Genomic DNA, 12,690 nt, shown 5'->3' with positions numbered 1-12,690 from the left:
GAGAATGTTGAAACAAAAAGCCCATGCAGGGGATTCTCCCCCCACATGGGCCTCAGTTGTGCCGGTGGTCCCGTGAAACTACGTTAGACAAGACTTCAAATCTGCTCAGGTTGTATTGAGGTTCAATCCCTATCCTCTCTGGGCGGCTCTGTCAACGAAGCCCATACCGCCCTGTTTATAACGCAACGCGAGGGCTCCCTCTCCCCTGTCCTCCCGCCCCCTATTAGCAATCTTGCCCTATTGGCGGCCTTGGTGCTGGCTTACTACCCCTGCACAACCGCATGCTTGCATGAAAACTCGTTTAGCTTCGCGGTGTTGGCTCCAGTGACGCCCGAAGCCTGGAGATCTCCTGATCAAGTTCTAACACGTATCGTTTGCCGTGGCGGCCGAAGCGCTTGGAGATTCGCCGTTGACGCTCGGCAAAAAGAAGGATCGCCGTTTCCTTTGGGAACCCCCAAACTTGTCTCCGATAGATCCGACCATCATGGTTCCAGTATCGCGTATAGAGCTTCTTCGGCAAGCCTGAGCGAACCAGTACGCGCCTGGCTCCCCAGCGCGAAAGTCCGAGCAGCCGCGCTAGATCCTGTACGGACCATGCCCCATGAGGTATGGTTCTGCTTGTCCAAGCGTCATCTCGTGTCATTTTTAGCCAAGGAGTAACCTCATGGCATCAACATCATTCGGCGAGCGTTTTCCAGTTGGGATTAGACAGAAATTGATAGAGCCCTGCACCGGCGCCGAGAAATGCTGGCTGACCCGCCATTAGGCCTTGGGTGACATCGGGGCCGAGCATTTGTCGCAAGTGCGAGAGAAGCAGGTTGCGTTGCGTCGTTGTCAGATTAAGGGTTGTGGCTCTGGCGTTAGGATCACCAGGCGGCTTCACCAGTGTATGGGAGACCATCGCAGCTACAGAGACTAATTGTTTCCAAGTATTATTCTTCGCAGCCCCGACCTTCGAAAAATGGTCAACCATCTCACCCATGTTTATGGTTCCTGGTGGACTATCCATCACCTTCACTTGCAACCTAAGAAGCTCCTCGTCCAGCATAAGGAGAGTCGAATAGATAAGTACGGCCGTCTCTGCTGAATCGCCGATCTTACTGTTCGTGCTGGTTTTGTAAGGGCTGAGAACATCTCTGGCACATTCATAATCGATAGCGGCTTTCCTGATATCGAGCATCTCTTGAATCTGCTTTTGAACGCCGTCTCCGTCGTGCGTTTTGCTGAGCTGCTCAACCGCACTCTTTGCATATCCGAGAGAGTCAACGAAGGCCATGGCAAAACTGAACCTATTTTCTCTATCTGCAGGTATTGATGAAATGCACACGGCCTCTGCGGGTGTCGCCACAAACTGTAAAACCACGACTATGAAAAGGACAAAAAGGCGGCTACCCAAAATCCTTCTCCTGATAGAGAGAGATAAGCGGGAATGTGAGACCAATTCTGCACCTATCTCCAGAGGTTTCATGGTTGTTTAAATCCTGAATAGATAAAGCCATTGGTTCGAGTGCTGTTAAGAGCAGCCGCGTACAGACGGCTGCTGCCCGCATCAAAATACCCGATCCCTGTCACGGTGTTGGTTCCATTCGAGCAAACACCCCCGCCAAATGTGATCGAAATGTCGTACACATTGCCCTTTGCATGTGGGCTGACGGTTCCGGCAAAGGTGCACCCGCTGGAGCCGATGCCGGTCACGGCTCCGTTCTGCGTGATAAACACCGTTGCCGTGTCGGTCCCTCCAAGAACTGCAGCATTGCCTGAGTAGGTGCCGGCGATAGTACTGAGCGAGGGGGTCTGTTCATAGGCCGGGTTATAAACGCTGTTGAACGCAATCGCCTGGTTGAGGCTCGGATATGTAACCGTGCCGTTCAGCAATTGCTTCGCGGAGTAAGTGCCCGCCACCTGCGCGTTGTTGATCCCTTGCCCTTCAAGATTGAAGTCTCGTGCATCGAACGAAGAAAAGCTGCCGTTAACTGACGTACTCGTGCCTTGGACTCCTCCGGCGATAATTCCACTGTTATTTGGGGCGGAATAGAGTACCCAGAACGTCCCGTTGTCCAGAACAATGCCGGTCGCAGTCCGTGCTGTATTCGTGTTCCCGATCCATAATCCTTCTGCGGTCGGTGCGGGGGCAGGGGTTTCGCCACCATCTCCCCCACCGCACCCAGAGACCAAGCAAACCATGACAACCCATCTCGGCAACGCCCTCATCACCTTGCACATAAGTCCCCCTCATAATTGGAAATAAACACCATTGAGACAATCTACATAGGAGGGGGATACTAGAGCGATGAACCGTCGGCAGGCTATTACCCTTTCTGGGGGGCGCTCCTCGCATAATACTTCCATTTCGTGCTCTAGGTATTGACACGGCAGGGTATGAATAGGCAGAACCCACCCATGAATGATGACGAGGAGGCCCTACTCTGGTGGATCGTGTTCGCGATTGTCGCCGCCGTGCTCTGGTGGCCACGTTATGATCTGGAGATTGCTAGGAACCCCGGGCCTGCTGGTTATGAAATTGTGGAGTATGATTTTATGCTCCTCGGAAACTGTATAGAGGCTGCCGCGCGATGGCATGCTTATGATTGGAGTTGCCTGGAAAAAACCGTCTGGAGGGAGATCTTCAACGAATACTCACGCTACAACCAGAGAACACGGTGATACTCTCCACCCCCTCCATATCCCCTACCCTGAAATTTTTAAAATGTAACGCGAGGGGTCCGGCGGTTGCGGCTCTAACAGCGATTTGTGAAGGGGGGTGGGGTCCGCGCAACTTTTCGCCGCACTAGTTCGATGGCCTGCTCCGCGCCCATGGTCGAGCGCCTACCCTAATTGGTCCGGCGGTCAATTGCCCGGCTACCTAACCCCTTCCCGGCGCGTTTCATGAGGGTATGTGCGTGTGCTCTGGCTTTCAGAGAGGGCGTTTCGCTTGATACGGTCGGGTTCATGTCAGCCACACTTTCGCCACGGGCGGGCAGATTCGTCCGTGAAAACCAATGGTTATACGGAGTCTGCGAATGTTTACTTCATGGACGCTTCCGCCGGGGTGGCCAAGATGGTAAGCTCTTGGCCCCATGGAAAAACAGTCACGTAACAAAACTCCTGAGCGCACACCGTCGCCGCTAGACCTGCTTCCGCCAGAGCCGTTATTAGAACAGTATGAGAAAGCCATTGGCTCCTTGGTCATGCGTCTTTCCCTTTCCCATTTCATCCTAGAAGCACATCTTTGCTTTCTGATTGGTATTGACTTAGAGTGCGGGAGGGTCCTTACGGAAGACCTCCCTCTGAAGAGTCTCATAAACCGGGTCGGTCGAGCCGCGTCAGCAAAACTTCGACAACCTGAAGATATTAGAACTCTTAAGGCGATCCTGAAGGGCTTGGATGCTGTAAATGACAAGCGAAACCGTCTTGTACATGCGCTATGGTATTTCACGGACAGGGACCAACCCTTCTTTATTCCCAAGAAAGGGAAGCCAGTTGACCAAGAAGCCCCCTCAGTGGAAGAGGTAAAGAAGTTGGTCGATGCCGTTGAAACGTTGCTGAACGACTTGTTGAATTTTGTAGAGAAACAAAAATCACGCAATTCTGCTTCTGGTCTTAATTCGTGAGCGCTCTAAGCTCATCGCTGTGGCTGAACTGTGGCGGAACTATCCTTCCCGATCGGTTTTTATCGGTTCCCTACCCTCTTCAGTTTCGTCTGTAAGTGCTGGTGAATCTGAGGATTCGGTTAGTTCGTGGCCTATAGTCTCTGGGGTCTCAGGGGCTTCAAATCTCGCCCCCTCCGCCATCCTGCTCACCAGTTGAAGGAAGGGGGTGTTCGGTTCCACGTTTCCCTGCCCTGCCGCCATTCCCAGCCTCGATAGGCCCTCCCCCTCGGAAGTACAAGCCTGTGACCGAATGATGCATAGCACTGTGCCGAGGGAAGTTTGTACTATGCGTGTATCCGTTCAGACATAGAATTCTTGGCTCGATTCGGTATACGCATCATCCGACAGGGAGGTCGCCCATGAGCACCATTTTTGCTCCGAGGCACTACAGTCGTTTTCAGACCAAATATACGGTCCACTTCCTTGGGGACGCCTTTTTAGGGCGGGGCACCATCTTTGACATGTCGCTGGGAGGATGCCGGATTGATGGAGACTTGACCGTGCGGGCCGGCATCCCGCTTGCCATCCGGTTGGTGGTGCCGAACCGGCCGATTCCGATCAACATCGACCGCGTAAAAATTCGGTGGGTGAAAGGGCAGGCCTTCGGGGTCGAGTTTCTCGCCATGCAGCCCGCCGAGCGCACCAGGCTCAGTCAGCTCATCCAGGGCCTCGCCACCAGGCACTACGCTGCGTCGGTCGCAGACTAAACAGGGCCGCGCCGCAGGTTGTCTTCCGCGGTCTGGTGTTGCCCCCGTCCTGTTCCACTCTCCCTTCCCGCATCCTCTTCCATCGACGTCGAAGAAAAATCCTGCCTCGGTATAACAGCACCTACCTCTTCGGTATTTCACTCTAGCGGCTGCCTCACTATCCTACCCACGTGTTTGCGCTTCGCGATACGCGGGTGAGCCTTCGATTCCATTCCGGGCAACGGCGACAAAGGAGGCTGCGATGGAAAAACCCGTTGGTCGGCGGTCACACAGCACGCAGAAACAGCCGGGACGCATCGGGGCGATCCGTCGCGAACTGGAAGGCGCCCCCTGTCCGCATTGCGGCTGGCACCGGTACCAGTTGGTCATTCGGAGCGGGTCGAACAGCGCAGCGAGCGCGGTCTATGCCCGGTGCAGCCACTGCCAACGGCCCCGGGATCTGACGGAGGACCTCCAACGCATTCTCTGGATTTGAGGCAGGATGGAACTCCCCCGTTTCAGTAGACCCACTCGATGAGATCCGCCATGTCCATCAGTCGGAAACGCGAACAGGCAAAAGTAAAGCTCAGGGCTCTGCATATGATGGCGGCGAGCGGCGTCGTGCGCCCGGCTCATGTCGAGATCCGATATGCACCGCGTCCCCGTATGATCACGCCGTCCGTGGAGAAAAAGGAGCGTCCCGCGAAATCCGCTACAACGAGGCCTTCGTCACCTATCTCCCCGTCTCTGCTCTCGTTGGCCTTCACCCTGCCAGTGACGGATTTCATTCGCCATCTCCGACGTCGACGAGATGGGACAAGAGAGAACGTCAAAAAATCAGCTTAGCGTCACCGGTATAGGAAATCATTCATCATCTTGTTCTGCTGGTCTGTGCTTGCCGTCGATCGACTCTTGTAGGGATCCGGACCTCTGGGGTAATATAAGCGGCTTCCGATTCGCTCTCTGAAAAAGATTTACAGTAGTTGAGGCGAAAGGCCGACGTGGAGAGGTGGCCGAGTGGCCGAAGGCAACGGTTTGCTAAACCGTCACAGGGCCAAAAGCCTTGTCGCGGGTTCAAATCCCGCCCTCTCCGCCATACCGTGCTTGGCGTGTGTCGCGGGCTCTTCAGGCGCAGCCTTTCTTCATGGATGCTAGCGGAGAAACACCTCCAGTGTCTCATAAAACCGCGACTTGATTTTGATCGGGTAATCCTGTTACATCACCCCAGCTTCAGGTACGCACTCGCAAAAAAACCTGCCGGAATGCCGAGGTAGCTCAGTTGGCAGAGCACAGCCCTGAAAAGGCTGGTGTCGACAGTTCGATTCTGTCCCTCGGCACCATCTCCCATTAAAATTTCACAAATTAGCCTCATCTCGTGATATCTCCCCTCCGGTTTCCACATTTTGTGGCCCATTTTTCCTGCTTGGCTGTCCGGATGGTCTTCCGAGATCACTCAGCTCGTCTGCTGCCAGTCCGATAAAGGCTGTCCAAGCTGGCAACAGGATCGCGCCTGTAATGGCTTGTGAAGCAATGGCTTCGGAATGCAGGGATAGCGCAGTTGGTGATGATGGTCTGGCTACGAGATAAAAGCCGCCGATCTCTCCGGTCTCAAGCCTTCTACTTTCGGAGCCAGTAGCGCTCCACCTGGATGCTAAAATGACGGTTGTCTGGAGGACGGAACGGTCGAGGATGGCCCTGGCCAGCACGTGGTCATTGAACACCTGGGCCCGATCGAATGCAATGTGGGTCCGCGACGGACGGGAAACTCACTTCGGCTTTCCCCTGCTCTCCCTACCCTGAGCAGGAGACGACCCAGGCTGTTTCGCAAGCTGTTCCGTTTTTCCACGCTGATAGGCTGATCGGAGAGCGCTGGCAATGGCCTGTTGCAGGTGAAGCAAATCGTCCGCCCCATCATCTTCAATGAAAGCATCCAGGATATTCTCCGCCTGTTTTTCTGCCCAATCATTCGCCATGGTTGAAATAGGAGGTGACAGTCAGGGCTGGGTTTGGACCAGACTCACACGACCAATGAATCGTACGAACTGAGCCAGAGAGCCTCTTAATATACAGCAGTCTGCGCCAGAGTCAAGAAACGTTCGTAGCCAGAGGCCTCGGGTATTCGCGTAAATCAAACCCGGGGCGACAAGAGGGCTTCCAGTTCAATATTCGAAGCCCGCGCTGCAGCCTGGCAGGCGTCCTTTGACCGTATCCCGATGAGGGGAAAGGTTCGCATGATCCAGCTATTATAGTTACCGGGCACCGATTTCACGATCGAGGCAGTTTCCCTCTGGCTCACACTGGTGGTTTGACAGTCCCTCAAAATAAGAGAGGATTGGGCACGCCTTTGGAGTAATCATTCCTCACGCTGGTATACTGTCCCGCCAACCCTTGCCGATTGAGGCGCGCGAGCGTGTCCTGCTCGGATACGATTTGCCAGTTCGGGGATACTCTCCGCAGAATCTGGCCGAGGTAATGGGCCAACCCCACCTCGTTCCCACGAAGGCCAGGGGCCGTGATCGCCGGGAAGATCGCCACGCCATCCTGTTCCAAGCTGGCTGGATGGAAAGACGGGGACAATTCTGTCGAATTGGTCCGGACCTGCCATCCGTAGATGGAACTCGAGCAGCCGGTTAAGGAAGCGAGCAGAAATAGTCCGCCTATCCATACCCCACACGTTCGGAGAAGACCGGTCGTCTTCCGTGTTCTTAGCCGCATCGTTGCACCTGTACGATCACTCGTGAGGGCCGTGGTGGAATAGGCTCAGCAATTGCCGTCCGTCGTGTAGGTGTCCAGCACGCCAAAATGGTCGGAACCGGCGCCGAGGGTCACGGCATTCGGGCGGCCGAAGAGTTCCTGCCTGAGGCAGCCCAACGGATGAGCCGGGTCCGCCAGCATCATGAAGAGAAAATCAATGCGCCGGGCCTGGCTCACCCCGCGGCGGTAGCCGTCCTTGATCCGTTGCTGTTGATCTTCCGGCATCCTTTGTATGACCGAGGCCAAGGTCGGCGGCAATTCGATCTCCTCCTGGCGGGCGACCGGATTCAGTCTCGGGTCATAGGTGTGCAATTCTCCGGTTCGGCGCGCGACCGTGTAGGTATCGCGCAGACCGGCCTCCTGCAACTCGCGATATTCCGGCGAGTCCGGCTCAAAGTTGAAGTCTCCGCCGATGAGGATGCCCACATACGAGCCGGCGGCCTGCAGCCGCTTAAGCTCCGCGAGCAACGTACGCAGTTCCTGGACCCGTTGTTGCTGATCCTCCGCCAAGGCGTTCAGGATCTGTTGCGCGGAAGCCTGGTCCTGAATCCGTCCTTCGCTCTGCGCGACGAGCAGCCGTTGCGTGAAATATTCGTCTCGCTCGATCCCGGAATGCAGATGCAGACTGACGACGAGCAGCTTCCGATGGCTGGCGGGATTCTCCACTTCGGCGATCAAGGCATAACACAACTCGCTGAATTGCACTTGCCGGTGCTGTTCTCCATTCGACTGCAGAAGTCTTCAGTATTGGACTGTAGAGAGAAAGTGAGCTGTACGAGATATAGTTGGAAGTTGTGGAACAAGGGTGAGTAGGTGGCGTAGCTTTCCGGGTGAAGAAAACCCGAACACACCGGCTGGCAGGCCGGGGAAAGGCACGCCGATGCTGCCGATAGTCCGAACGCAGGACGGAGCGCAAGAGAGTGAGCAGGCCGTGGCCACAGCGCTGGACGAGTTGGCGCGGGAAGGGGCCCGCCGCATGATTCTGGCCGCCTTGGAGGTCGAAGCGGAGGAGTATCGGCAACGGCACCGCGATGCCCGCGACCCTCGTGGCCATGCCTTGGTGGTCCACAATGGGCAGGCCCGGCCGCGTCGCCTGACGGTGGGAACCGGGACGATCACGATTCGTGCGCCTCGGGGGAATGAGCGCCGGCGCGTCGACGAGGTGTGGCATAAGTTCATCAGCCGGATCTTGCCTCCCTATCTGCGCGCTCGCCCCAGGTCAGCGCCGTGCCCCCTGCTTTATCTTCATGGCCTGTCCACCGGGGATTTCCGCGAGGCCCTGCCGGCGCTGCTGGAGGCCGACGCGGCGGGGATCTCGCCCGCCGCGATCACGCGCCTGACGGCCACCTGGCGGACCGAGTAAGATCCGCGGCCGCTCGGAACCACCGCCCATTGTTGTCCTACCGGGAACCCGCTAGACCGCCTGTCAAAACTGACAGTATCTGCTGCTGGGGGTGACGGATAAAATGTCCATGTCCGACAGCGTGGTACGTCCTCAGGAATAGGTTGTCGCGGGAAAGGCCCGACCAAGGAGGCATGTCATGACAGAGGAAGCCAAGCGATTGGACGCCGCGCGTGAAGACAATGTCGCATGGCGGAAATGGGGACCCTATCTGAGTGAGCGGCAATGGGGGACAGTCCGGGAGGATTACAGTTACGGCGGCGATGCGTGGAATTTCTTCACCCACGACCATGCCCGTTCCCGGGCCTATCGCTGGGGCGAGGACGGCTTGGGGGGAATCTCCGATGACAAGCAACGGCTCCGCTTCGCTCTCGCTCTGTGGAACGGCAAGGACTCCATTCTGAAAGAACGTCTGTTCGGCCTGACCAATAGCGAGGCGAACCACGGCGAAGACGTCAAAGAATATTACTTCTACCTCGACAGCACGCCGACGCATTCGTACATGAAGTTTCTCTACAAGTACCCGCAAGCGGCCTATCCCTATGCCGATCTGGTGGAGACGAACAGGCGGCGGAGCCGGGAAGAGATGGAATACGAATTGTTGGACACGGGCGTGTTCAACGAGGACCGCTACTTCGACGTGTTCGTGGAATATGCGAAGGCGTCGCCCGAGGACATTCTCATCAAGATTACTGTGGCCAACCGGGGGCCGGAGGAGGCAGAGCTGCATGTGTTGCCGACCCTGTGGTTTCGCAACGACTGGGCTCCCTGGATCAGCCGACGCGGCGAGAAGCCGCTGCTGAAGGAGATCGAAGGGCCGGCGGGAGCGAAGACGATTGCGGCCCTGCACCCCGTCCTTGGCGGGTACGACCTGTACTGCGATGGCGATGTGCCGCTGCTCTTTACCGAGAACTCAACCAACCATGCCAAACTCCATCTCGACTATCCGGACGCCGGCCCCTATCTCAAGGATGCGATCAATAACTATGTGGTAGAGGGTCGTCAGGATGCCGTGAACCCGGAGCGGCAGGGCACGAAGGCCGCGGCGCATTACCGGCTGAAGGTGGGGCCGCGTCAATCGGCGGCGGTGCGGCTGCGTCTCGTCCGGCAGGCCTCAGCGCAGATTGGCGACAATCCTGCGAAAACAACCGTCAAAGGCAAAGCAAAAGGCGATGCCGGTCCTTTCGGCCAGGCCTTTGACCAGATCGTGCAGGAGCGGCTGGGGGAAGCCGACGAATTCTATCGCGCGGTGACGCCGCCATCCGTGAGTCCGGATGCGGCCAACGTAATGCGCCAGGCGCTCGCCGGCATGCTCTGGTCCAAACAGTATTACTATTGGGACGGTGATGCCTGGCTCGAGGAGCACAACGCCCACCCGCTCCATCGCGGCAGCCGCCATTTCCGGAACCGAGAGTGGTTCCACATGATCAACGACGACATCATCTCCATGCCCGACAAGTGGGAGTACCCCTGGTACGCTGCCTGGGACCTCGCGTTCCATACGCTGCCGCTCTCGATCGTGGACCCTGACTTTGCAAAGCAGCAGATGGAAATGATGTTGCGCGGGGTCTATCTGCATCCCAGCGGTCAGATCCCGGCCTATGAGTGGAACTTCAGCGACGTGAACCCCCCGGTCCATAGCTGGGCGACTCTCTTCCTCCACCGCACCGAACTGGCGCTGCGGGGCGAGGCCGACGTGGATTTCCTGAAGTCAGCCTTCAACAAGCTCCTGCTCAATTTCACATGGTGGGTCAACCGGAAGGACCGGTTCGGGAAGAACGTGTTCGAAGGCGGCTTCCTCGGCCTCGACAATATCGGCGTGTTCGACCGCAGCGCCCCCCTGCCCACCGGAGGGTATTTGGAACAGGCGGATGGGACGGCCTGGATGGCCCTGTTTACCCAGAACATGCTGGAGCTCTCGGTTGAAATCGTCCCTCACGACCGCACCTATGAAGGCATGGTGGGGAAGTTTGTCGAGCATTTCCTGTATATCGCCGCGGCCATGAATCGGCCCGGAGATGACGGCATGTGGGATGAAGAAGACGGCTTTTATTACGATCTGCTTCGCCTGCCGGATGGAAGCGGCACCAAACTCAAAGTGCGTTCGATGGTGGGCCTCCTGCCGCTGTGCGCCACCACCGTGGTCGAGGCCTGGCAGCGCGAGCGGGTGCCGCAAGCGGTGGCGATGTTTATGGAACGTGCGCGGCAGATGCCGGAGCTGCTGACCTCGGTCCATAAGACGGGACCGGGCCATCTCGGTGTGGCAGACCGCGGCATCTTTGCGCTCGTCAACGAGGAGCGGCTGCGCCGGATCTTGTCGAAGATGCTGGACGAGAACGAGTTCCTGAGCCCCTATGGCATCCGCTCGCTCTCCAAGTTCCACCAGCAACACCCCTATGTCTTCTGCGTCGACGGACAGGAGTACCGTGTCGATTACCTGCCGGCGGAATCCAATACCGGCATGTTCGGGGGCAACTCGAACTGGCGGGGGCCGGTCTGGATGCCGGTGAATGCCCTGATCATCCGGGCACTGCTGGCGTACTATCTCTATTACGGTGACAACTTCACAATCGAATGCCCCACTGGGTCCGGCAAGATGATGAATCTGTTTGAGGTCAGCAAGGACATTGCCGATCGCCTGACGCGCATGTTTCTGCGCAATGCTGACGGGAAGCGGCCGGTTTATGGCGGCACCAAGAAATATCAGGAGGACCCTCACTGGCGGGACCACATCCTCTTTTATGAATACTTCCATGGCGATAACGGAGCCGGGCTTGGCGCGAGCCATCAGACCGGGTGGACCGGCGTAGTGGCGAAACTCATTCAGCTCTTTGGCCTGTTGGACCCGAAAAGGATGCTCGAAGGCGGCAAGATGGCGGCCTTCGTGCGTGGCACGCCGGAAGGGAAGGCGAAGCCGTGACGGCCTTGCCTACCTACCCCTCGCTCTATCAGATCAATACGCGCGTCTGGCTGACCGAGCTGTCCCGCAAGCTGGGCAAGACCGCCACGCTGGACGATATCCCGGATGCCGAACTGGATGACCTGGCTCAACTGGGTTTTGACTGGATCTGGTTCTTGAGCGTGTGGCAGACCGGTTTGGCCGTGCAGCGCGTGTCGCGCGCCAATCCTGAATGGCGCAGGGAGTTTCAGGAGACCCTGCCGGACTTGCGAGAAGAAGACATCGGCGGGTCCGGGTTCGCAATTGCCGGTTACACGGTTCATCAGAATCTCGGCGGCGCGGCGGCGCTCGCGCGGCTGCGCGAGCGACTGAAGCAGCGAGGCCTGCGCCTGCTGCTCGATTTCGTGCCGAACCACATGGCGCCGGACCATCCCTGGGTCGAGCAGCATCTGGAGTACTTCGTTCAGGGGAACGACCAGGATCTCGTCAGGGCTCCGCAGAACTATTGCCGCATCAACACCGCTCAGGGCTCACGTGTGCTCGCCTACGGGCGGGATCCGTACTTCGCCGGCTGGCCCGACACGCTGCAGCTCGACTACAGCAATCCGGCCACGCAAGAAGCGATGATCGGCGAGCTGGTGAAGATCGCCGCCCAGTGCGATGGGGTGCGCTGCGACATGGCCATGCTCGTCCTGCCGGATGTTTTCGAACGGACATGGGGGCGCCGGGCGCCGCTTTTCTGGCCCGAGGCGACCAGGCGCGTGCGCGAACGTGTTCCGGGCTTTTGCTTCATGGCCGAGGTCTACTGGGACTTCGAATGGACGATGCAACAGCAGGGCTTCGACTACGCGTACGACAAACGGCTGTACGACCGCCTGCGCGAGGGCCATGCCAGGCCCGTGCGCGAGCATTTTCACGCCGGGCTTGATTACCAGAACAAGCTGGCGCGCTTTCTTGAAAACCATGACGAGCCGCGCGCGGCTGCGACCTTTTCACCTGAGGTGCATGAGGCCGCGGCGGTCACCACCTTTCTGTCGCCGGGGCTGCGCTTCTTTCATCAGGGGCAATTCGAGGGACGGAAGAAACGGATCTCGCCCCATCTGGTCCGGGGACCAGAGGAACCGGTCGATCAGCGCCTGAAGCAGTTTTACGACCGGCTGCTTGCCGTGCTGCGCAAGCCGGTCGTCCGTATCGGGGCCTGGCAATTGCTCGAATGCGTGCCGGCCTGAGAAGGCAACTGGACCTGGGATTGTTTTCTAGGCTATGCCTGGCAGGCAGCCGGCGAAGAGCCGCTGCTGG

The 12,690-nt window shown here is 57.8% G+C and carries 11 protein-coding genes and 2 tRNA genes; 9 read left to right on the top strand and 4 right to left on the bottom strand.

Annotation, left to right across the window (positions count from 1 at the left end):
* Nucleotides 1-676: 676 nt before the first annotated feature.
* Together QWI75_RS12345 and QWI75_RS12340 are read right to left on the bottom strand one after the other, a co-directional pair.
* Nucleotides 677-1,468, bottom strand: a complete 792-nt coding sequence (locus QWI75_RS12345; RefSeq protein WP_289268878.1) for a hypothetical protein — start codon at nt 1,466-1,468, stop codon at nt 677-679.
* The gene (locus QWI75_RS12340) at nt 1,465-2,223 is read right to left on the bottom strand and encodes a hypothetical protein (protein WP_289268877.1); all 759 of its coding nucleotides are present in this window, start codon (nt 2,221-2,223) and stop codon (nt 1,465-1,467) included. Before QWI75_RS12340 ends, QWI75_RS12345 begins: the two co-directional genes overlap by 4 nt.
* Before the next feature lie 177 nt (nt 2,224-2,400).
* Between QWI75_RS12340 and QWI75_RS12335 the strand changes: the two genes are divergently transcribed.
* From QWI75_RS12335 to QWI75_RS12310, 6 genes are all read left to right on the top strand, one after another.
* The gene (locus tag QWI75_RS12335) at nt 2,401-2,664 is read left to right on the top strand and encodes a hypothetical protein (protein ID WP_289268876.1); all 264 of its coding nucleotides are present in this window, start codon (nt 2,401-2,403) and stop codon (nt 2,662-2,664) included.
* 413 nt (nt 2,665-3,077) lie between these two features.
* Nucleotides 3,078-3,611, top strand: coding sequence for a hypothetical protein (locus QWI75_RS12330; protein ID WP_289268875.1), 534 nt, complete (start codon nt 3,078-3,080; stop codon nt 3,609-3,611).
* Between the two features lie 398 nt (nt 3,612-4,009).
* The gene (locus tag QWI75_RS12325) at nt 4,010-4,357 is read left to right on the top strand and encodes a PilZ domain-containing protein (RefSeq protein WP_289268874.1); all 348 of its coding nucleotides are present in this window, start codon (nt 4,010-4,012) and stop codon (nt 4,355-4,357) included.
* Nucleotides 4,358-4,598: 241 nt separating this feature from the next.
* Nucleotides 4,599-4,832, top strand: coding sequence for a hypothetical protein (locus QWI75_RS12320; RefSeq protein WP_289268873.1), 234 nt, complete (start codon nt 4,599-4,601; stop codon nt 4,830-4,832).
* A 507-nt stretch (nt 4,833-5,339) separates the two neighbouring features.
* A tRNA-Ser gene (locus QWI75_RS12315) sits at nt 5,340-5,432 on the top strand.
* Nucleotides 5,433-5,600: 168 nt separating this feature from the next.
* Nucleotides 5,601-5,676 (top strand) — tRNA-Phe (locus QWI75_RS12310).
* A gap of 976 nt (nt 5,677-6,652) precedes the next feature.
* Here QWI75_RS12310 and QWI75_RS12305 read toward each other — a convergent pair.
* A complete protein-coding gene (locus QWI75_RS12305; protein ID WP_289268872.1) occupies nt 6,653-6,871 on the bottom strand; it encodes a hypothetical protein in 219 nt (72 codons plus the stop codon).
* A gap of 225 nt (nt 6,872-7,096) precedes the next feature.
* Nucleotides 7,097-7,795 (bottom strand): exonuclease/endonuclease/phosphatase family protein, encoded by a 699-nt coding sequence (locus QWI75_RS12300; protein WP_289268871.1) that lies wholly within the window; start codon nt 7,793-7,795, stop codon nt 7,097-7,099.
* A 175-nt stretch (nt 7,796-7,970) separates the two neighbouring features.
* Here QWI75_RS12300 and QWI75_RS12295 point away from each other — a divergent pair, with 175 nt between their 5' ends.
* From QWI75_RS12295 to QWI75_RS12285, 3 genes are all read left to right on the top strand, one after another.
* Nucleotides 7,971-8,453: a transposase gene (locus QWI75_RS12295; RefSeq protein ID WP_289268870.1), complete on the top strand. Its 483-nt coding sequence runs from the start codon at nt 7,971-7,973 to the stop codon at nt 8,451-8,453.
* A 178-nt stretch (nt 8,454-8,631) separates the two neighbouring features.
* The gene (locus QWI75_RS12290) at nt 8,632-11,412 is read left to right on the top strand and encodes an MGH1-like glycoside hydrolase domain-containing protein (RefSeq protein WP_289268869.1); all 2,781 of its coding nucleotides are present in this window, start codon (nt 8,632-8,634) and stop codon (nt 11,410-11,412) included.
* Entirely contained in the window at nt 11,409-12,620 is a 1,212-nt protein-coding gene (locus QWI75_RS12285) for an alpha-amylase family glycosyl hydrolase (RefSeq protein ID WP_289268868.1), read from the top strand. Before QWI75_RS12290 ends, QWI75_RS12285 begins: the two co-directional genes overlap by 4 nt.
* Nucleotides 12,621-12,690 lie beyond the last annotated feature (70 nt).

This window comes from Nitrospira tepida, assembly GCF_947241125.1.
Taxonomy (GTDB): Bacteria; Nitrospirota; Nitrospiria; order Nitrospirales; family Nitrospiraceae; genus Nitrospira_G; species Nitrospira_G tepida.
Note: the sequence above shows the minus strand (reverse complement) of the source record. Positions and strands in the feature narration are given on the sequence as shown.

Coding starts and splice junctions, on each gene's coding strand:
- QWI75_RS12345 (WP_289268878.1), bottom strand. CDS start 1,468: ATGAAACCTCTGGAGATAGGTGCAGAATTGGTCTCACATTCCCGCTTA.
- QWI75_RS12320 (WP_289268873.1), top strand. CDS start 4,599: ATGGAAAAACCCGTTGGTCGGCGGTCACACAGCACGCAGAAACAGCCG.
- QWI75_RS12335 (WP_289268876.1), top strand. CDS start 2,401: ATGAATGATGACGAGGAGGCCCTACTCTGGTGGATCGTGTTCGCGATT.
- QWI75_RS12325 (WP_289268874.1), top strand. CDS start 4,010: ATGAGCACCATTTTTGCTCCGAGGCACTACAGTCGTTTTCAGACCAAA.
- QWI75_RS12295 (WP_289268870.1), top strand. CDS start 7,971: ATGCTGCCGATAGTCCGAACGCAGGACGGAGCGCAAGAGAGTGAGCAG.
- QWI75_RS12330 (WP_289268875.1), top strand. CDS start 3,078: ATGGAAAAACAGTCACGTAACAAAACTCCTGAGCGCACACCGTCGCCG.
- QWI75_RS12340 (WP_289268877.1), bottom strand. CDS start 2,223: ATGTGCAAGGTGATGAGGGCGTTGCCGAGATGGGTTGTCATGGTTTGC.
- QWI75_RS12290 (WP_289268869.1), top strand. CDS start 8,632: ATGACAGAGGAAGCCAAGCGATTGGACGCCGCGCGTGAAGACAATGTC.